This window comes from Micromonospora sp. NPDC007208 (genome assembly GCF_042869175.1).
In the GTDB taxonomy this organism is placed as follows: Bacteria; Actinomycetota; Actinomycetes; order Mycobacteriales; family Micromonosporaceae; genus Micromonospora; species Micromonospora foliorum.
On record NZ_JBIAFG010000004.1, the window covers coordinates 374,545 to 392,857 of the forward strand.

General features: G+C 71.3%; 20 protein-coding genes. 6 read left to right on the forward strand and 14 right to left on the reverse strand.

Going from position 1 to position 18,313, the window contains the following annotated elements; translation table 11 throughout:
• Positions 1-5: 5 nt before the first annotated feature.
• The 3 genes from ACFYL6_RS10960 to ACFYL6_RS10970 form a co-directional block, all read right to left on the reverse strand.
• On the reverse strand, positions 6-605 hold the full coding sequence (locus tag ACFYL6_RS10960) for a sulfite oxidase-like oxidoreductase (protein ID WP_387170096.1): 600 nt from the start codon (positions 603-605) through the stop codon (positions 6-8).
• Positions 606-680: 75 nt separating this feature from the next.
• Positions 681-1,706: a TerC/Alx family metal homeostasis membrane protein gene (locus tag ACFYL6_RS10965; protein WP_387170098.1), complete on the reverse strand. Its 1,026-nt coding sequence runs from the start codon at positions 1,704-1,706 to the stop codon at positions 681-683.
• A gap of 217 nt (positions 1,707-1,923) precedes the next feature.
• Positions 1,924-2,334, reverse strand: a complete 411-nt coding sequence (locus ACFYL6_RS10970; RefSeq protein ID WP_238660011.1) for a DUF2267 domain-containing protein — start codon at positions 2,332-2,334, stop codon at positions 1,924-1,926.
• A gap of 156 nt (positions 2,335-2,490) precedes the next feature.
• Here ACFYL6_RS10970 and ACFYL6_RS10975 point away from each other — a divergent pair, with 156 nt between their 5' ends.
• Together ACFYL6_RS10975 and ACFYL6_RS10980 are read left to right on the forward strand one after the other, a co-directional pair.
• Positions 2,491-2,763: a DUF2795 domain-containing protein gene (locus ACFYL6_RS10975; RefSeq protein ID WP_030332551.1), complete on the forward strand. Its 273-nt coding sequence runs from the start codon at positions 2,491-2,493 to the stop codon at positions 2,761-2,763.
• A 42-nt stretch (positions 2,764-2,805) separates the two neighbouring features.
• On the forward strand, positions 2,806-3,474 hold the full coding sequence (locus tag ACFYL6_RS10980; protein WP_387170101.1) for a DUF1345 domain-containing protein: 669 nt from the start codon (positions 2,806-2,808) through the stop codon (positions 3,472-3,474).
• 272 nt (positions 3,475-3,746) lie between these two features.
• Here the strand turns inward: ACFYL6_RS10980 and ACFYL6_RS10985 are convergent, their stop codons facing one another.
• The 5 genes from ACFYL6_RS10985 to ACFYL6_RS11005 form a co-directional block, all read right to left on the reverse strand.
• Positions 3,747-4,403 (reverse strand): hypothetical protein, encoded by a 657-nt coding sequence (locus ACFYL6_RS10985; RefSeq protein WP_387170415.1) that lies wholly within the window; start codon positions 4,401-4,403, stop codon positions 3,747-3,749.
• A 61-nt stretch (positions 4,404-4,464) separates the two neighbouring features.
• Positions 4,465-5,439, reverse strand: a complete 975-nt coding sequence (locus ACFYL6_RS10990; protein ID WP_387170103.1) for a pirin family protein — start codon at positions 5,437-5,439, stop codon at positions 4,465-4,467.
• 192 nt (positions 5,440-5,631) lie between these two features.
• Positions 5,632-6,558, reverse strand: coding sequence for a hypothetical protein (locus ACFYL6_RS10995; RefSeq protein WP_387170105.1), 927 nt, complete (start codon positions 6,556-6,558; stop codon positions 5,632-5,634).
• Between the two features lie 699 nt (positions 6,559-7,257).
• Positions 7,258-7,842, reverse strand: a complete 585-nt coding sequence (locus ACFYL6_RS11000; RefSeq protein ID WP_387170107.1) for a hypothetical protein — start codon at positions 7,840-7,842, stop codon at positions 7,258-7,260.
• Positions 7,843-8,606: 764 nt separating this feature from the next.
• On the reverse strand, positions 8,607-8,930 hold the full coding sequence (locus ACFYL6_RS11005; RefSeq protein ID WP_387170109.1) for a MazG-like family protein: 324 nt from the start codon (positions 8,928-8,930) through the stop codon (positions 8,607-8,609).
• A 188-nt stretch (positions 8,931-9,118) separates the two neighbouring features.
• Here ACFYL6_RS11005 and ACFYL6_RS11010 point away from each other — a divergent pair, with 188 nt between their 5' ends.
• The gene (locus ACFYL6_RS11010; protein WP_387170111.1) at positions 9,119-10,489 is read left to right on the forward strand and encodes an alpha/beta hydrolase family protein; all 1,371 of its coding nucleotides are present in this window, start codon (positions 9,119-9,121) and stop codon (positions 10,487-10,489) included.
• A gap of 66 nt (positions 10,490-10,555) precedes the next feature.
• Here the strand turns inward: ACFYL6_RS11010 and ACFYL6_RS11015 are convergent, their stop codons facing one another.
• Positions 10,556-11,269 (reverse strand): hypothetical protein, encoded by a 714-nt coding sequence (locus ACFYL6_RS11015; RefSeq protein WP_387170113.1) that lies wholly within the window; start codon positions 11,267-11,269, stop codon positions 10,556-10,558.
• Positions 11,270-11,575: 306 nt separating this feature from the next.
• Positions 11,576-12,082 (reverse strand): VOC family protein, encoded by a 507-nt coding sequence (locus ACFYL6_RS11020; RefSeq protein WP_387170115.1) that lies wholly within the window; start codon positions 12,080-12,082, stop codon positions 11,576-11,578.
• A 70-nt stretch (positions 12,083-12,152) separates the two neighbouring features.
• Here ACFYL6_RS11020 and ACFYL6_RS11025 point away from each other — a divergent pair, with 70 nt between their 5' ends.
• On the forward strand, positions 12,153-12,269 hold the full coding sequence (locus ACFYL6_RS11025) for a TrmO family methyltransferase (protein ID WP_387170117.1): 117 nt from the start codon (positions 12,153-12,155) through the stop codon (positions 12,267-12,269).
• A gap of 67 nt (positions 12,270-12,336) precedes the next feature.
• On the opposite strand, the gene ACFYL6_RS11030 is transcribed toward ACFYL6_RS11025, so the two are convergent.
• Positions 12,337-12,966 carry an MBL fold metallo-hydrolase gene (locus ACFYL6_RS11030; RefSeq protein WP_387170119.1) on the reverse strand — a complete coding sequence of 210 codons (630 nt, stop codon included), beginning with the start codon at positions 12,964-12,966 and terminating at the stop codon, positions 12,337-12,339.
• A complete protein-coding gene (locus tag ACFYL6_RS11035) occupies positions 12,963-14,051 on the reverse strand; it encodes an S-(hydroxymethyl)mycothiol dehydrogenase (RefSeq protein ID WP_387170121.1) in 1,089 nt (362 codons plus the stop codon). The genes ACFYL6_RS11030 and ACFYL6_RS11035 overlap by 4 nt, the downstream gene beginning before the upstream one ends.
• Before the next feature lie 185 nt (positions 14,052-14,236).
• Here ACFYL6_RS11035 and ACFYL6_RS11040 point away from each other — a divergent pair, with 185 nt between their 5' ends.
• Positions 14,237-14,656 (forward strand): hypothetical protein, encoded by a 420-nt coding sequence (locus ACFYL6_RS11040; protein ID WP_387170123.1) that lies wholly within the window; start codon positions 14,237-14,239, stop codon positions 14,654-14,656.
• 37 nt (positions 14,657-14,693) lie between these two features.
• Positions 14,694-15,857: a low temperature requirement protein A gene (locus ACFYL6_RS11045; protein WP_387170124.1), complete on the forward strand. Its 1,164-nt coding sequence runs from the start codon at positions 14,694-14,696 to the stop codon at positions 15,855-15,857.
• A 7-nt stretch (positions 15,858-15,864) separates the two neighbouring features.
• On the opposite strand, the gene ACFYL6_RS11050 is transcribed toward ACFYL6_RS11045, so the two are convergent.
• A complete protein-coding gene (locus ACFYL6_RS11050; protein ID WP_387170126.1) occupies positions 15,865-16,776 on the reverse strand; it encodes an SDR family NAD(P)-dependent oxidoreductase in 912 nt (303 codons plus the stop codon).
• 22 nt (positions 16,777-16,798) lie between these two features.
• A complete protein-coding gene (locus ACFYL6_RS11055) occupies positions 16,799-18,307 on the reverse strand; it encodes a flavin-containing monooxygenase (RefSeq protein WP_387170128.1) in 1,509 nt (502 codons plus the stop codon).
• Positions 18,308-18,313 lie beyond the last annotated feature (6 nt).

Below are 18,313 nucleotides of genomic sequence, written 5' to 3' on the forward strand. Positions count from 1 at the left end.
CGCGCTCAGTCACCCTGGTACCGCTGTTCGCGCCACGGGTCGCCGTAGTCGTGGTACCCGGCGGTCTCCCAGAACCCCGGCTCGTCCATCGTCTTGAGCCGAAGGCCGCGCACCCACTTGGCGGACTTCCAGAAGTACAGGTGCGGCACGAGCAGCCGCGCCGGCCCGCCGTGCTCGGCGGGCAGCGGCGCCCCGTCGAAGGTGTGCACCACCCAGGCCTGGCCGCCGCGCAGGTCGTCGAGCGGCAGGTTGGTGGTGTACCCGCCGTAGGAGTGCGCCAGCGCGAAGTGCGCCCCCGTGTCGACGTCGGCGAGCAACGTGTCCAGTGAGACGCCCTGCCAGTTGGTGCCGAGCTTGGACCAGCGGGTGACGCAGTGGATGTCCACCATCGGCGTCTCCTGCGGCAGGGCCATCATCTCCTGCCACGACCACCGGTGTTCACTGCCGTTCTCGGCGGAGATGACGAACTCCCAGGTGTCCAGTGACACCCGGGGCGTCGGGCCGGCCGAGAGCACCGGAAAGTCCTCGGTCAGATACTGACCGGGTGGCAGGGCCGGCTCCTGCGTTCGGGGCCGACCCTGAAAGCCCGGTGACACGATTCCCATTGCACAGTCGTACCACCCGCGCCGGGCGGGGCGGGAGCTTTCCCGCGTACCCCGTCGTCAGCCGGCGCGGCGCGGTCAGTGCCGGTCCGCGACGACCTTGCGGTCCTCGGGCAGGTCGCCTCCCCGGGTGGCGCGCAGGCTGGTCAACGTGACGACCACCAGCACACCGATGATCACGCCGAGCGAGGCCAGGGTGGGGATCTGCGGCACGCTGTCCCAGATGCCGTGCGCCCAGTGCAGACCCAGCTTGAGACCGATGAACGCCAGGATGATGGCCAGGCCGTAGCTGAGGTGCACCAGCCGGCTCAGCGCCGCGTGCAGGACGAAGTAGAGCGCCCGCAGGCCGAGCAGGGCGAACGCGTTGGTGGCGAACACCAGGTACGGGTCCTCGGTGATGCCGTAGACCGCCGGCACCGAGTCGACCGCGAAGACGATGTCGGTGGCCAGCACCGCGACCACCACCAGGGCGAACGGCGTGAGTGCCCGCTTCGCGCCCTGCCGGACCGTCATCTTGGTGCCGTGGTAGTCGTCGACCACCGGCATGACCTTGCGCAGCAGCTTCACCGAGCGCATCTTGTTGATGTCGACTTCCTGCTCATGCCCGGACATGGCGTCGCGCAGCAGCTTCACCGCGGTGGCGATGAGGATGATCGCGAAGAGCAGGAAGGCGAAGTCGAGGGTCTGCAACGCCGCCGCGCCGAGGGCGATGAAGACGGCCCGCAGCACCAGCGCGCCGGCGATGCCGTAGAGCAGCACCCGCTGGGCGAGCACCGCAGGCACCGCGAAGGCCGCCAACAGCAGCATGAAGACGAAGAGGTTGTCGACCGAGAGCGACTTTTCCACCAGGTAACCGGTCAGGTACTCGACGCCCTGTTGGGAGCCGAAGCGGGACCAGATCCAGGCGCCGAACGCCAGCGGCAGCGCTATGTAGAACGCCGACCAGCCGATGGCCTCCCGCATGGACACCTCGTGCGGGCGACGCGTGACCAGGAAGTCCAGCACCAACAGCAGGATGACACCGATGATGGTGACCACCCACAGCGTGGGCGTGCCCACCGACGACAGCTCACTGGCGGCGGACAGATACGACACTTGACTCATGTGGGGTCTCCTCGAACACCGTCATGTTCGAGGTCTCCTTCACCCACCACCTGATGGGCAACCACCCGAGGCACGCCGGGCGCGCCGTACTGACCGGAATGGTTCGTGGGAAGTACTCCCCTCGCACGACAAGGTTAGGCCAGGCGGAATCGCCACGCCAAGCGGGACATCGATGGTTGCCCTGGTAAACCGCTGTGCGTGCCCGGAACGAGCGCTGTCAGCCGCGGCGCAGCGTCGCGCCCGGGGCCATCGCCTGCTCGACCAGACCCCGGTAGTCACGCGGCAGCTGGGTCACCACGTCATCGAACTCACCGCCGGTGATCGCCTCGCGCAGGGTGGTGAAGACCGCCCGACTGGCATCCTCGGCGGCGGGCTCCGGCACACCGGCGCGCAACGCGACCCGGGCGACGAACTCCGCCGCGCCGAACCGGTCCGCCTGCTCCGTGCTCGGGCTCGGTTTGAGCACGAGTTGCAGCGGCTGGGGCAACTGGGCGGCCAGGTCCAGGACCTCGCCGCCGGTCAACCGCTCGGCGAACGTCTCCAGCACCGCCCGGGTCAGCTCGACCGCCCGCTCGGACGACGTGGCGGTGCGCTGGGAAACCTGGTCGATAAAGGTGTCGTAGTTCATCGCGTACTCCCTCGGGCTCGCGTCGGCGTCTGCGGGTACCCGCGGCGGCGGAGGAGAAACGGCGCCGGGATTCCTCCGGTGGGTGGGCGTGACCGGCCGGCGGGCGGGTAACCGCCGCCGGTCGTCACCACATCGATGCCCGAGGGAGCCCACGCCATGGCGAGCTACGCCGACGTCCTGCAGTACCTGTCGAGCCTGGACTACCCGGCCGAGAAGGACGACGTGGTCCGCGAGGCCGAACGGGAAGGCGCCCCGCCGGACGTGCTGAAGGCGCTGCGCGCCCTGCCGCCGGTCGACTACGCCAACGGGACCGAGGTGGCCCGGTCGGCCGGGATCGAGGCGGCGCCCGAGGTGGGTCCCGCCCAGCGGGCCGAGCAGGCCCGGGACAAGAAGCACAACCGGGTCTCGCAGCACCTGCGCGGCATCTGACCCGGCGGTGGCGCCCACCGCCCTGACCCGGGAGCGGCCCGCATGACCCGGACCGGCCCCGACCGGCCAGCGGACGTGCGTTTCCCGGCTGCCGCGAAGCAGCTCGCCGTGGTGGCGGTGGTCGGCGTCATCTCCGGCTGCGCCTTCGCGTTGCTGCTGCCCCTGCCGCTCGCCGCGCTGGCCGGCTGGGACGTGGGCGCGCTGAGCTGGCTCGTGCTGGTCTGGCACAAGATCTGGCCGATGGACGCCGAGCGGACCGCCCAGCTGGCCGTGCACGAGGACCCGAACCGGGCGATCCGGGACGCCCTGCTGCTCGTCGCCTGCCTGGCCAGCCTGCTGGCCGTGGGATTGGTGGTGGCCAGCGCCCAGAGCGCGCCCCCCGGGCCGGCCCGGGAGCTGCACAGCAGCCTGGGCGTGCTCAGCGTGGTGCTCTCCTGGTTCGTGGTGCACACCGTGTTCGCCGCCCGGTACGCCCGCATCTACTACACCGGCCCGGACGGCGGGGTGCACTTCAACCAGCCCGAACCGCCATGCTACTCCGACTTCGCGTACGTCGCGTTCACCATCGGGACGACGTTCCAGGTCTCCGACACGAACCTGACCAGCAACGAGATGCGTCGTACGGTGCTGCGGCACTCGATGGTGTCGTACCTGTTCGGCGCGTTCATCATCGCCGTGACCGTGAACCTGCTGGCGGGTCTGGCGCGGTGAAGACGCCGGCTGCCCTTTCGGCCGCGCGGACCCCGGAGCGTGACACGGGGCGGGGCCGGTCGAAGGGCCGGGACAGGCGGGCGCCCCTGGTCACGAACCGCGACCCAGGGCGCCACGCAAGCCTGCCCAGGCGGTGAACCGCATCCGAACCGGTCGCGGTCACCAGGCGGTGGAGGTCTGCTCGAACCGAGCGGCCAGCACTGCCGGGTCCAACCATACGGCAGAACATCCCCCGTTTGGTCAGAATTTGGGGAAGTGTGGGCCAGGGCACGTCACGGCCGACCGGTCACCTCCGCGTACCGGTGCTCCAGGTCGATCCGGGCCAACGCCCCCACCAGCCAGGCCAGCTGCTCCGACTCGCCACTGGCCAGGCCGGCCAGGTCGTCCGCCGACCTGCCCAGCCCGAGCCGACGCGCGGCAGCCAACGCCCGCCGGTCGGCGACCGGGGCGACCTCCCGCCACAACGCCTGCGCCTCCCGGAGGAACAGGTCGACGACCTGATCGTCCACACCCGGAAGCTCGGCCAGCAGCGTCCGCTCCCGGACCGGGTCGTGGTGCGCCACCGCCCGCAACCGGCGCAGGTCACCCCGGTACCGCTCGACCACCACCCGGGCCAGGTCACCCAGCACATCGGCAACCGCGCCCACGTCACCACGCTGGCCGCTGGCGCGCAGCACCCGTACCCGGTCCTCGTGCAGCGAACGAGCCAGCCGGGCCGCGCTGTCCCACCCCTCGTCACGCAACGCCCGCGCCCCGTCCAACGCCCGCCGGAAGTCACCACGACGGGCCAGCAGCACCGACAGGTACAGCACCTGGAACAGGCTCGCCGGGTTGTTGGTCACCCGGAACCCGTACTGCTCGGCGAAGCCCCGTCCGGTGCCGGCGAGCCGGCGCGCCAGACGTTTACGGTCCTCCACGGGAGTGATCAAACTGGTCGCCATGCCGGCGACTACCCGCGCCACCGGGGGTCACACCGGCCGCGCGTGCCCGTCAGCCGTGCAGGCCGCCGGTGCGGTCGCGGGCCTTGAGGCGGGTCGTGGGCAGGGCGGGCGCCGGCAGCGGCGGCGCCGCATCGTCGGCGACCACACCGAAGCGCCCGTCGCCGGCCATCCAGTCCTCCCGGGCGGCGGCGATCTCCTCGTGTGAGCGGCCGACGAAGTTCCACCACATCACCAACGGCTCCTCGAACGGCGTACCGCCCAGGAGCAGCAACCGCGCCCCGGCCCCACCACGCACGGTCAACTCCCGGCGGCCCGAGCCCAGGTACAGCAGCGCCCCCGGCTCGAACCCGACCCCGGCCGCCTCCGCGGACCCGGACATCGCCAGCACGGCGTACTCGAAATCGGGCCGCAACGACATCGTCGCCGGCGCCTCGCCGCGCAGCTCCAACTGCACCCCCACCAGCGGGGTGTGCACCACCGCCGGTGACCGCTCCCCGCCGAACTCACCGACCAGCAGGGTGACGTCCAGATCGCCGTCCCGCCAGCGCGGCAGGTCGGCGTGGTGCGCGAAGTCGGCCGCTCCGGCCCGCGCCGGGTCCGGCAGCGCCACCCAGAGCTGCACGCCGTGCATCACCGGCGGGTGGGTGGCCGGCGACCGCTCCGAGTGGGCGATGCCGTTCCCGGAGGTCATCACGTTCAGCTGGCCGGGCACGATCGGCTGCACGTTGCCGAGGCTGTCCCGGTGCAGGATCTCACCGTCGAGCAGCCAGGTCACCGTCTGCAGCCCGGTGTGCGGGTGCGGCGGCACCTCCATACCGGGCCGCTGCGCCACATCGTCCGGGCCGAAATGATCCACGAAACACCACGCGCCAACCATCCGGCGGGCCCGCTGCGGAAGCAGCCGCCGCACCGTGGTGTACCGACCCAACGGCACGTCGTGGCCGGGCAACAACACACTGCCGGGATCGACGTCGGCCACGCCAGGCGGTCGGGTCTGCGCCAGCATTGATTCAGTACGCTCCACCGCCCGACTGTACGCGCACGCCCTTTCGCAACCGCGGCGCTTCCAGCCAGGGCGGGCGGGGTTCACCAGCCCGGGTTATGGGGTTGGCCTGGTGTGGGTTGGCCCGGCGTGGGCTGGCCTGGCGTGGGGTGGGCTGGCGTGGGCTGGCCTGGCGTGGTGTGGCGTGGGCTGGCGGGCTGGGCTGGCGTGGGCTCACCGGTTGCTGGAGGACACGATCACGCTGTTGGCGCCGGCGACCAGGTCCAGGTACAGGCGCTCCGCCGACCGGTCCCACCCGGGCGTACCCAGCACCGTGCCCGCGGCCACCCCATCCCAGCGGTCGTCGCGTACCACCACCGAGCCGGCACCGGCTCCCGCCCGAACCCGTACCGGAGTCTCCCCGGAGACCCGGACGTCGAGCTGGCTGGTTCCGCCGGTGAGTCGTACGGTCAGGCTGCTTACCGGGTTGTCCGAACGCGAGCCGGTGGGCGTGCCCAGGACGGCAGCGGTGATCGGTGGCAGGAGAACCTCGGAGCGGCTGGAGCCGCCGGCGAGCTCCACGCCCAGCAGCCGGGCCCGGGTCAGGTCCAACACCTGACTGCTCACCCCGCCAACGAGGTGGAGACGCCAGGCGACCCGCTCGTTGAGCAACACCCGTACGGCCCGAGGCCCGCGCGTCCCGGACTCCACGAGGTCAAGCCGCACGGTCTCCCCCTGCACCGCCGGTCGGCCCGCCACACCCGAGCCGGCCGGTGTGCTGATCCGGTACAGGTCGTCGCCCAACTCGGCCACCCGCAGCTCGAACGAGGACAAGCCATCCGCGAGCACGAAGGTGCCCATCTGGCGACCCGCGAGTGGCGCTGTCAACAGTTGCTCGGCAGCAGCACCCGCACCACCGCGGCGATCCTCAGCCGCGTCCGGGTCGGCCACGCCCCCCGGACGGCCGCCACCACCGTGCCGAGCGTCATCGGGGCGAGTGCCGTCGGGGCGAGTGCCGTCGGGTTGGGTGCCCTCGGGGCGGGTGCCGTCGGGTTGGGTGCCGTCGGGGCGGGTGCCGACGGGTTGGCCGGAGTAGGTCATGCCGAGGCGGCCGGGATCGGCAACGATCACGGCCACCGCGGCCGCACCCAGGAGCAACATGACTGCAGCAGCTGCCACCAACAGGCGAGCGCCGCTGGACCACCGTCGTGTTGCGGCCTCATCGGAGGGTTCCGGCTCTGACTCCGGTTCGCGATCCGCGCCGTACCCCACTGCGGCCATGCATCTATCCCTCCGCCGGTCCCCGTCCAGGGGTACGTACCCACCAGCCGATCGGATCACTCGACGCCGATCACGTCACTCCGCTGCGTCGCCAACGTGAATCTTGGACAGTTTCCGTTCGCTGCGAACGGAAACTGTCCAAGATCTACGGACATCCGCCAACCAAACGACGTCATTCGCCTTCGAAGGACCCTTCGCAGCGCGGCATCCTCAGCCAGCGACCAGCCACCAGCGGCCAGCCACCAGCGGCCGGCGATCAGCGGCCGGCGATCAGCGGCCGGCGATCAGCGGCCGGCAATCAGCGGCCGGCAATCAGCGGCCGGCAATCAGCGGCCGGCAATCAGCCACCAGGGGCCAGCGATCAGCGACCGGCGATCAGCCACCAGCCACCAGGGGCCAGCGATCAGCGACCGGCGATCAGCCACCAGCCACCAGGGGCCAGCGATCAGCGACCGGCGACGGCGACCGGCGACCGGCGACGGCAAGAAGGCCGCTGGCCGGCACCCCAAGTTGCGGGTGCCGGCCAGCGGTCGGTGTCGTGCTGTGGTCTTGCCGTGCGGTGGTGCCGGTCAGTGCGGGTCAGCTGTTCCAGTACTGGCCGACCAGGTCGGCGGCCTGCTGCTCCCACTGGGCGTAGGCATCCGGGTACGCCGACACCTGCACCGTCTGCGCGGCCTCGGTCAGCGGCATGTCCTGCCACCCGTCAACCTGCTTCAGACCCTTCAGGAACGCGGTGGTCGAGTACTCGGGGTCGGTGATCTGCTCCGGCGTACCCCAACCCGAGCTCGGGCGCTGCTGGAACAGGCCCAGCGAGTCGTGGTCGTTCATGTCACCGAGGTGACCCAGGTTCTCCAGCTTCGACTCCTGCAGGCTCGTCGCGATCGAGATCACCGCAGCCCGCTCCGGGAGACCGGCCTTCTTCGTCGCGGCGATGATCGCCTTGACGTTGGCGGTCTGCTCGTCGTTCAGGGTGATACGGGACTGGTCGCCCTGGGTGCCGTGCGGGATCAGCTTGCTGGCGTCGGGCTTGTCAGCCTGCACCGCAACCGCGACGGGCTTGGCGTCGACCGGGTTGGCCACGTGGGCGACCGGACCGGCGAAGACACCACCGGCGAACGCGAGACCAGCAACAGACAGCATGCTCTTACGGAAGATCGTGTTCATGGGGGTAGCTCCTTCGGGGGTAGGACACCCCAACCGCCAAGGGGGAACGGCGGCGGGGTGTGAGCACCTCGTCCGGCGCTGCACGTACAAGGGGGAAAGTTTGGGGGGTGACGCCTCTCGGGCGTCGGGGTCGGCGACCTGGTGAGCGGGGGCTCGTGGCGCCGGGTCCATGTGTAACGACCGGGGGCCGGGGGTCATTCCGGGGTTGGCCCGTCCATCGGCACCCTCATCGTGGCGGTGCCCGTCGGTCGTTCGTCAGGACTGCAACGACCCGGGAGCCGGGGTCATTCCGGGTTTGGCCCACCTGACGGCACCCTCATCCGGGGCGGTGCCTGCGGTCGTTCGTGGGGACTGTAACGACCGGGCGGAGGCTGGCATTCCAACCTGCGCGACCAGCCCAAGGACCGGGCGGCGGGTCGGTGGTACTGCGATCGTCAGGGTATGTAACGACCCCGGCCCGGCCATGATTCCAGCCCACCGGTAGGCCCGGTCACCACCCACAAACACCCAGGATCGGACAAACCGCCCACGCATGCCCGGTCCACGGCGCCGAACCAAACCTCACTCGGGGTGATCCACTCGGGTTCAGGGAAGTCGGGGCATCCCGGACGCCCGGACACCCCGACACCCCGACACCGAGAAGACCAAGAAAACCGAGTCGATCACGGATGAAGCGACCCGCGCATCACACCCATTGCCGGCAGAGTTCACATCCCGGTCGACATGGCGACTTCTCGGGAGGGGTGGACGGCCGTGACTGGACGCTAGGGACGTTCCTGGTCCGTCAGGCGGGAGCGCACCTTTGCGGCGCAGGCGTCCAGGGCCGTTCGCGCGTCCAGCCCCAGGCTTTCGATGGCCACCAGCGCGGTGAAGGCGACGTCGGCCAACTCCGCCGCGACGTCCTCTCGGGTGTGGGTGACGCCCTTGCGAGGATTCTGCCCGAGCAGACCGATCCAGGCGGCCGACGCCTCCCCCGCCTCCTCGGTCAGCTTGAGGATGCGGCAGGTCAGTTCGGTCTGCCCGGTGCCGTTCGCCGCGTCCAGCCAGCTGCGCGACGCACGGGCCGCCTCCCAGATCGACTCGTCCACGGCGACCAGTCAACCCGATAGGCCCATTGGCGGAACGACCGGGTACAACTGGACAGCCGTGCTGATCAGCCGATCAGCGTACCCATTGACACTGGTCGACGGCGGTTCTAGGTTCAGGACGCTACCGGCCGGTAGGCAACCGTCCCGCTGGTCGCCCCCGGGCGACATCCGTCCGATGGGGAGCATCGATGCTGTCCACACCTGTTCGTACCGTCCGCCGGCTGCTCGCGGCAACCGCGACGCTGACCCTCGCGGTCGGCCTGGCCGGCGCCGCGCCGGCCGGCGCCACCGGTCGTGACGCGCAGGGCGGCGAGCCGCTGCCCGGCTACACCATCGAGAACCCGCCGTTGGCGCCGCTGGTCGTGGGCGACAAGCCGACGACGGTACGTCAGGGCGTGCACCGCCACGCCGGGTACATCATCGAGGTCCCCGCCCGGTGGAACGGCGACCTGGTGGTGTGGGCGCACGGCTACCGCGGCCAGGGCACGGTGCTCTCACCGGAACCGCCGGCCTTCGGGCTGCGCCAGCGCCTCCTGGAGCAGGGGTACGCCTGGGCGTCGTCCTCGTACGACCGCAACGGCTTCGACATCCGCTCCGGGGTGCTGGGCACGAAGGACCTCGCCGACCACTTCGGGCGGACGGTCCGCCGGCCGCAGCACACCTACGTCGCCGGGGTGTCGATGGGTGGGTACGTCATCGGTCGTTCGCTGGAGCAGTACCCCGGCTTCTACGACGGCGCGTTGCCGATGTGCGGGGTGCTCGGCGATCAGACGCTGCTCGACTTCTACCTGGACTACAACCTGGTCGCGCAGGCGCTCGCCGGGGTGCCGGCCTATCCCACGCCGGCTGATTACCTGACCAACGCGGTGCCCCGCATCCAGGTGACGCTCGGCCTGGCCGGGTTGACCCCCACCGGGCCGGACACCACCACGGACCGGGGCAAGCAGCTGCGGGCCATCACGGTGAACCGTTCCGGCGGGCCGCGCCCGGGAGCCGACGCCGCGTTCGCGGTCTGGAAGGACTTCCTCTTTTCGATCAGCGTGCCCACCGGGAGCGGCAACTCCCCCGCCCAACGGCCCGGTCAGCTCTCCACCAACCTGCTCGCCCGCTACACCCCGAACAGCCCGGTGAACGTCAACGCCACCGTCCAGCGGGTCGCCCCGGAGAACGTGTGGCAGCGGCTCCTGCCGACGCTGACCGAGGTGCCGCGGATCGCCGGCCGCCCGACCGCACCGGTGCTCAGCCTGCACGGTCTCGGTGACATGTTCGTACCGTTCAGCATGGAGCAGGCGTACGCCACCGACGTGGCGCGTCACGGTCGCAGCAAGCTGGTGGTCCAGCGGGCGATCCGGGCCACGCAGCACTGCGAGTTCACCCCGGCGGAGGCCGGCGCCGCCTGGGACGACCTGGTGTCCTGGGTACGCACGGGCAAGCGCCCGGCCGGCGACACCGTGACCGACCCGGCGGTGGTGGCCCGACCCGACTACGGCTGCCGGTTCAGCGACCGGGACGCGTACGCGGCCGGTGTCGGCACCCGCCGCCTCTACCCGGCCTGCTGAGGTACGCGAACACGAAGAACCGGCCGGCTCCCGTCGAAGGGAGCCGGCCGGCCTCGTGTGCGGGTGTCACCAGAGCTGCTGGACGATGTCCGCCGCCTGCTCCTCCCACTGCGCGTACGCGTACGGGAAGGCGGAGACCTGCACGGTCTGCGCGGCGGCGGTCAGCGGCAGGTCCTGCCAGCCGCCGACGTTCTTGAGTGCGCTGAAGAACGCCGTGGCGGCGTACTCCGGGTCGGTGATCTGGTCGGGCGTGCCCCAACCGGACGACGGACGCTGCTGGAACAGCCCCTGCGAGTCGTGGTCGTTGTACGCGCCGAGGTGGCCGAGGTTGTACAGCTTCGACTCCTGCAACGAGGTGGCGACGCCGATCACCGCGCCCCGGTCACCGACGCCTGTCTTCTTGGCGGCGTCGACGATGGCCCGGGCGTTGGCCAGCTGCGCGTCGTCGAGCGGTACACGCGACTGCGCGCCCTCGATGCCGTGTGGGATCAGCTGGGCCCGGCTCGGCTTGCCGGCCGGCGGCTTGCCGGTGGCGGAGCCGGTGGTCAGGCCCGACTCGACGGGCTGGTCATCCTGGTGTGCCGAGGTGGCGGCCTTGCCGGTGGCGAGGTCGATGGCGGCGACGGCGCCCTGGTGCGGTCCGGTGGTGACCGGGGCGGCGGCTGCGGTCGGCGCGAGCGCCAGACCGCCGAGGGCGGCCACACCCGCCACGCTCAGCGCGGTCTTGCGGTACGAGTCCTTAGCGATGGCGGGGAGCCATCGAGTGAAGTCGACCTTCACGATGGTTGCCCTTTCGATCGTGCGAAGCGCTCCGGGGTGAACACTCCTCGGGAGATGACCGCGGAAAGGGTTTGGGCTCCGGCGGTACGGGGGACACAACCGGGTTCACGTGTCGGGCATTCCGGAAACGCCCGAAGATCGGTCGAGCGCGGCCCCGGTCACCGCACAGAATCGGACATGGCGGCTCTGCCCGCATCAGGCCGGACGGCCGTGACGGAGGGTGCTTTCAGAGCCGGAGGGCAATGTCCGGAAGCAGAGCGCCGACACGGGACGGCTGGGAACAACGGATGTTCCAGGGGGTCCGACTCAGCTGTCGCCGTTTTGTCCGGACTCCGCATCCCCCGTCCCGACACCTTTGTCCGGCGTGAGGAGTTCCTCAAAGACGGTGATGTGTAGGCCGGCGGGGGCGTCGAGGCGGGAGTTGAGCGACTGCCACGCCGTACGCGTCGGCGGCGCGACCTCGCTCGCCCCGGCGGCCACCAGACGGGCGGTCGTCGCCTCCGTGTCGTCCACCTCGAAGGCCACCCGGATGCGCGGCGCGACCTGCCGACCCACCTCGACCTCGTCGATCAGGCGTTTCTGCGCGGGGTTGGCGATCTCCAGGGTGGCGCGGCCGGCGTCCAGGATCACCACCCGGGCATCGCCCTCACCGCTGAACGCCGCCTCCTCCGGTAGGCCCAGCGCGTCGCGGAAGAACGCGACGGCGGCCTCGTAATCGGCGGCCTCCACCACCAGGCGTAGCTGCCGGACGACGGGGACCGGCGAGGCGGGCGAGGCGGCGGGGGCGGGCGAGGCGGGCGGGTCGGCGGCCATGAGCGGGATCCTAACGCCGCGGCCGGGCTGGGTTGGGACCGTCCAGGGGGGAACGAGGATGGTCGAGGCAGTGAGCGACGTCCTGGCGGTGGACGGGTTACGCGTCGAGGTGGCCGATCTGGAGGCCCTCGACGGCACCCCGATTCTGGACGTCAAACCGGTGCTGGGCGCGGCCGACGAACGCTGAGCCCGTCGACCACGCCGCAACACACCAGCAGGCCGACCCGCCAGCCCAACAAAGACGTACGCAGGGGTCAGTGGCCGCGGTCCAGCCACTCCTGCAGGTGCGGCGCCTCCGCGCCGATCGTGGTGTCGTCGCCGTGACCGGTGTGCACGACCGTTTCCGCCGGAAGGGTCAGTAGGCGGGTGCGGATCGACCGGACAATGGTGTCGAAGTCGCTGTACGAGCGGCCCGTCGCGCCCGGACCACCGGCGAAGAGCGTGTCGCCGGTGAACACCGCGCCCAAATCCGGCGCGTGGAAGCTGCACGCGCCGGGGCTGTGCCCGGGGGTGTGCAGCACCCGCAGCGTGGTGCCGCCCACCTCGATGCTCTGCCCGTCGTGCAGCTCGCCGTTGGGGGGCAGGTGCGGGTGGACCATGTCCCAGAGGACCCGGTCGGCGGCGTGCAGCAGCACCGGCGCGCCGGTGGCCTCGGCCAGCTCGGGCGCCACCCGGACGTGATCGTCGTGGGCGTGGGTGGCCAGGATCGCCCGGACCTGCCTGTCGCCCACCAGGGCGAGGATGGCCGCCACGTCGTGCGGTGCGTCCAGGACGACGCACTCGCGGTCGTCACCGATCACCCAGACGTTGTTGTCCACGTCGAACGTCTGCCCGTCCAGGGAGAACGTGCCCGAGGTGACCGTGTGGTCGACGCGGGCGGTCACGGGAACACCACCACCGAGCGGAGCACGTCGCCGTGGTGCATCCGGTCGAAGGCGTTCTCCACCTGGTCGAGCGCGATCTCCTCGGTGACGAACGCGTCGAGGTCGAGTCGGCCCTGCAGGTACAGCTCGGTGAGCATCGGGAAGTCCCGGCTGGGCAGGCAGTCGCCGTACCAACTGGACTTGAGGGCCCCACCGCGCCCGAACACGTCCAGCAACGGCAGCTCGACCTGCATCTGCGGGGTCGGTACGCCGACCAACACCACCGTGCCGGCCAGGTCGCGGGCGTAGAACGCCTGCTTCCACGTCTCCGGTCGGCCCACCGCGTCGATCACCACGTCGGCGCCGAAGCCACCGGTGGCGGCGCGGATCGCCTCGACCGGGTCGGTCTCGGAGGCGTTCACGGTGTGCGTGGCGCCGAACTTGCGGGCCCAGTCGAGCTTGCGGCTGTCGGTGTCCACCGCGACGATCGTGGTGGCGCCGGCGAGGGCCGCACCGGCGACCGCGGCGTCCCCGACGCCGCCGCAGCCGATCACCGCGACCGAGTCGCCACGGGTGACGTTGCCGGTGTTCATGGCCGCACCCAGCCCGGCCATCACCCCGCAACCGAGCAGACCCACGGCGGCGGGACGGGCCGCCGGGTCGACCTTGGTGCACTGCCCGGCGTGCACCAGGGTCTTCTCGGCGAACGCCCCGATGCCCAGTGCCGGGGCGAGCTCGGTGCCGTCGGTGAGGGTCATCCGCTGGGTGGCGTTGTGAGTGTTGAAGCAGTACCAGGGCCGACCACGGCGGCAGGCGCGACACACGCCGCAGACCGCCCGCCAGTTGAGCACCACGAAATCGCCCGGGGCGACGTCGGTGACGCCCTCGCCGACCTGCTCCACGATGCCCGCCGCCTCGTGCCCGAGCAGGAACGGGTAGTCGTCGTTGATGCCGCCCTCGCGGTAGTGCAGGTCGGTGTGACAGACACCGCACGACTGAATCCGGACGATCGCCTCACCGGGCCCGGGATCGGGCACCACGATGGTGGTGACCTCGACCGGCGCGCCCTTGCTGCGGGAGATGACTCCCCGGACTTCCTGGCTCACTTCGCCTCCTGCTGGTGGTCTGCGGCAGGGCCGGGTGCCGGGGTGGGCGGGTGTGCCACGGGCTCGGCGCTGGGCCCCCGGCGAACCTACCGCGACCACCACGGCCAGCCCAGCCGGCCCGGCGGGTTATCGCGGGCGGTCCGGGGTACGCGGGCCGCATTCGACCACGGCCGACGGGAGTGACCATGAAATTCGCGCACCTGCCACTACGGCTCAGCATCGGCGCGTACTTCCTCAACTCGGGTCTGGGCAAGCGCAACCTGGAGGGCGCCGCCGCGGAGGGCATGCACGGGATGGCGGTCGCCGCCATGCCCCAGCTCGGTCAGCTGGAGCCGGCGCGCTTCGCCAAGCTGCTGTCGTACTCGGAAATCGCCCTGGGGGCCGCGCTGATCACGCCGTTCGTTCCGGCGCCCCTGGTCGGGCTCGGCCTGACCGCGTTCGGCGCGGGCCTGGTGCAGCTGTACCTGAAGACGCCGGGGATGCGCGAACCCGGCAGCATCCGCCCGACCCAGCAGGGCGCGGGACTGGCCAAGGACGTCTGGCTGGTCGGCGCGGGGCTGACTCTGGTGCTGGAGGGGCTGACCCACGGCCGTCGGCTCGGCTGAGGCGACCTGAGGAACTGCGTTGACTCAACCTCGGTCGGTGCGGCCGTTCTACCGGCCGATGCGGCCACGTCGTCGCGACGAGCCGCACCGCGCGGCCACCCCGCTGGAGTTGTTCTTCGACCTCTGCTTCGTGGTGGCCGTGGCGCAGGCCGCGACCAGCCTGCACCATCTCCTGACCGAGGGCCACCTCGCCCACGCGGTCACCGGCTACGTGATGGTGTTCTTCGCGATCTGGTGGTCGTGGATGAACTTCACCTGGTTCGCCTCGGCCTACGACACCGACGACGACGTCTACCGGATCACCACACTGGTGCAGATCCTCGGGGCGTTGATCCTGGCGGCCGGGGTGCCACGCGCCTTCGCCGACAACGATTTCACCGTCATCACCTACGGGTACGTGGTGATGCGGCTGGCCGCCGTCGTGCACTGGAGCCGAGCGGCGGTCGGCGATCCCGCGCACCGTGCGGCGGCGCGCCGCTACGTGATCGGCGTGACGGTCGTGCAGCTCGGGTGGCTGCTGCGCCTGTTGCTGCCGGTCGAGTGGGGGCTCGCGTCGTTCGTGCTGCTGGGCCTGGCCGACCTGCTGGTGCCGGCGGTGGCCGAACGTCCCGGCATGACCCCCTGGCACCCGACGCACATCACCGAGCGGTACGGGCTGTTCACCCTGATCGTGCTCGGTGAGGCGGTGGCGGCCGTCTCGTTGGCGATCCAGGACGGGCTCGACGCCGGGGAACACGACCTCTGGTTGCTCGCGGCGGCGGGCGCGGTCATCGTGTTCGCGCTGTGGTGGCTCTACTTCGATCGGCGCAACGAGGCACCGGATCGGCTGCCGTACTCCCTGGTCTGGGGTTATGGCCACTACCTGGTCTTCGCGGCGATCGCCGGGGTCGGCGCGGGTCTGAGCGTGTCGGTGGACCACGAGCGGCACCTCGCGCACATTTCGGAAAGGGTCGCCGGGTACGCGGTGGCCGTCCCGGTCGCCGTCTTCCTGCTCACGGTCTGGGTGCTGCACGTACGCCGGCAGCAGCACGGCGCGGTGGTCGTGGCCTTCCCGGCCGTCGCGCTGCTGGCACTGCTCGCGCCGCTCGGCCCGGCCCCGGTGTACGCGGTGGCGGCGTTGCTGGTCGCCCTCGTGGTGTTGACCATCCTGTTCCGCGGCCGGGACGTGGGCCCGAGCGCGGCGGTGGTCGACCCGACCTGAACCGCGGTCACGCCACCTCGCGGGCCGGGTCGACGACGGTGTCGGCGGGGCGTTGCGCGGGCACGCCGGGGACCGACGGCGCTGAACGCGCCACTCCCCGGTTCAGGCCGGTGACCAGGACCCGGTTGTACGAGGCAGGCATGACCCGGGCCAGCAGGTCGGGCAGCTTCGCCGACCAGCCGATCAACACCCGGCCCCGACGCCGCTCCACGCCGCGCAGGATCACCTCGGCGGCCCGCTCCGGCGCGATGGTCAGCAGCTTCTCGAACTGCGCCCGGCCGGCCGCGTACTCGTCGTGGGAGACGCCACTGCCGATCCGGGCGTTCTCGGTGATCCGGGTGCGGATGCCGCCGGGGTGCACCGAGGTCACCCCGATGCCGTCGTCGACCAGTTCGTGGCGCAGCGCCTCGGTGAAGCCGCGTACGGCGAACTTGCTCGCCGCGTACGCGGTCTGCCCGGCCGGCGCGATCAGCCCGAACAGGCTGGAGATGTTGACCAGGTGCGCGCCCGGCTCGGCCCGGAGGGTGGGCAGCAGCGCGTGGGTCAGCTGCGCGACGGCCCGGAAGTTGACGTCGATCACCCAGCTGAACTCGTCGAACGTCACCTGGTCGAACCGACCACCGAGGCCCACGCCTGCGTTGTTGATCAGCAGGCGTACCCGGGGGTGCCGCTGGCCGATCTCCGCGGCCACCTGGGCGGTCGCGGTCTGGTCGGCGAGGTCCACCAGGTACGTGGCGAGCTGACGGTCCGGGTGCTCGGCGCGGATCGCGGCGGTGACCGCGTCCAGCCGCTCGGCGTCGCGGTCCAGCAGGACCAGATCGCTGCCTCGGCGGGCCAGCTCGTGGGCCAGCGCGGCACCGATGCCACTGGCCGCCCCGGTTACCACGGCGGTCGCGCCGGCGAAGTCGAACCTCTGCACGATCCTGCTCCTCTGCTGGCGGTTACCGACGCCCGGACGCGACGGGACGTCGGGTGCGCTCGGGCGCGGTCAGCCTGCCGGCGCGCGAGAACCGCACACCCTCGTCGGTGAGCCGGCCGTGCCGCATCAGCAGCACGTCGCGGGCGTAGTTCTGGTGCAGCCGCCACGGCGCTGTCGCGCCCTGCTTGGGCAGCGTGTCGACGGCGCGCAGCACGTAACCGGAGCGCAGGTCGATCAGCGGCACCCGCACGGCGTCGGGCGGAGGGAGGGGGGTGACGACCTGCTGACCGGTGCGGTCCAGGTGCCGCAGCAGTCGGCAGACGTAGCCGGCGACCAGGTCGGCCTTGAGCGTCCATGACGCGTTGGTGTAGCCGAGGGTCAGCGCGAAGTTCGGCACAGCGGAGAGCATCATGCCCTTGTAGGCGACGGTGCTCGGCAGGTCGACATCGACGCCGTCCACCCGCAGCGTCAGGCCACCGAGGGCGAGCAGGTTGAGCCCGGTCGCGGTGACCACGATGTCGGCGGGCACCTCCGCGCCGGAGGCCAACCGGACACCGGTCGCGGTGAAGGTGTCGATGGTGTCGGTGACCACCGATGCGGTGCCGTCGCGCACGGCCGTGAACAGGTCGCCGTCGGGTGCCACGCAGAGCCGCTGGTCCCAGGGGTCGTAGCGGGGCGAGAAGTGCCTGTCGACGTCGTACCCCACCGGGAGCCTGCCCCGCGCGGCCCGGCGCAGCACCCGCTTCACCAGGCCGGGCGCACGCCGGCTGAGCTGGAAGTTGACTGTGGACAGCAGCACGTTCTTCCAGCGCACCACCGGATACGCGGCCTTCGCCGGCAGCCGGCGCCGCAACGCGTCGGCCAGCCGGTCGCGGGCGGGCAGCGGCAGAATGTACGTCGGTGAGCGCTGGAGCATGGTCACGTGCGCGGCCCGCTGCGCCATCGCCGGCACCAGCGTGACCGCTGTGGCGCCGCTGCCGATCACCACCACCCGCTTGCCGGTGTGGTCGAGGTCGGCGGGCCAGTGCTGCGGGTGCACCAGCCGACCGGCGTACGCGTCGACACCGGGCAGGGGTGGGGTGTAACCCTCGTCGTAGCGGTAGTAGCCGGCGCAGGCGAAAAGGAACGAGCAGGTCAGCACCACGGTCTCGGCGGTGTCGGTGCGCTGGGCGTGCACCGTCCAGCGGGCGGTGTCGCTGTCCCACTCGGCGTGCACCACCCGGTGGCGGAAGCGGATGTGCCGCGGCACGTCGTACTCCCGGGCGGTCTCCCGCACGTACTCCCGGATGGTCGCGCCGTCGGCGATGGCCTTCGGCGCGGTCCACGGCTTGAAGGAGTAGCCGAGGGTGAACATGTCCGAGTCGGAACGGATGCCCGGGTAGCGGAACAGGTCCCAGGTGCCGCCGATGGCGTCGCGCGCCTCCAGCACCGCGTACGTCTTGTCGGGGCAGTCACGACGCAGGTGGCAGGCGGCGCCGATGCCGGACAGGCCGGCGCCGATGATCAGCACGTCGACGTGGTCGGAGGCCATCGCGTT

Excerpts from the sequence above, each read along its gene's own strand:
- ACFYL6_RS11000 (WP_387170107.1), bottom strand. The coding sequence starts at position 7,842 with ATGAACACGATCTTCCGTAAGAGCATGCTGTCTGTTGCTGGTCTCGCG.
- ACFYL6_RS10975 (WP_030332551.1), top strand. The coding sequence starts at position 2,491 with ATGGCGAGCTACGCCGACGTCCTGCAGTACCTGTCGAGCCTGGACTAC.
- ACFYL6_RS10995 (WP_387170105.1), bottom strand. The coding sequence starts at position 6,558 with ATGTTGCTCCTGGGTGCGGCCGCGGTGGCCGTGATCGTTGCCGATCCC.
- ACFYL6_RS10970 (WP_238660011.1), bottom strand. The coding sequence starts at position 2,334 with ATGAACTACGACACCTTTATCGACCAGGTTTCCCAGCGCACCGCCACG.
- ACFYL6_RS11055 (WP_387170128.1), bottom strand. The coding sequence starts at position 18,307 with ATGGCCTCCGACCACGTCGACGTGCTGATCATCGGCGCCGGCCTGTCC.
- ACFYL6_RS10980 (WP_387170101.1), top strand. The coding sequence starts at position 2,806 with ATGACCCGGACCGGCCCCGACCGGCCAGCGGACGTGCGTTTCCCGGCT.
- ACFYL6_RS11010 (WP_387170111.1), top strand. The coding sequence starts at position 9,119 with ATGCTGTCCACACCTGTTCGTACCGTCCGCCGGCTGCTCGCGGCAACC.
- ACFYL6_RS11020 (WP_387170115.1), bottom strand. The coding sequence starts at position 12,082 with ATGGCCGCCGACCCGCCCGCCTCGCCCGCCCCCGCCGCCTCGCCCGCC.
- ACFYL6_RS10960 (WP_387170096.1), bottom strand. The coding sequence starts at position 605 with ATGGGAATCGTGTCACCGGGCTTTCAGGGTCGGCCCCGAACGCAGGAG.
- ACFYL6_RS11040 (WP_387170123.1), top strand. The coding sequence starts at position 14,237 with ATGAAATTCGCGCACCTGCCACTACGGCTCAGCATCGGCGCGTACTTC.
- ACFYL6_RS10965 (WP_387170098.1), bottom strand. The coding sequence starts at position 1,706 with ATGAGTCAAGTGTCGTATCTGTCCGCCGCCAGTGAGCTGTCGTCGGTG.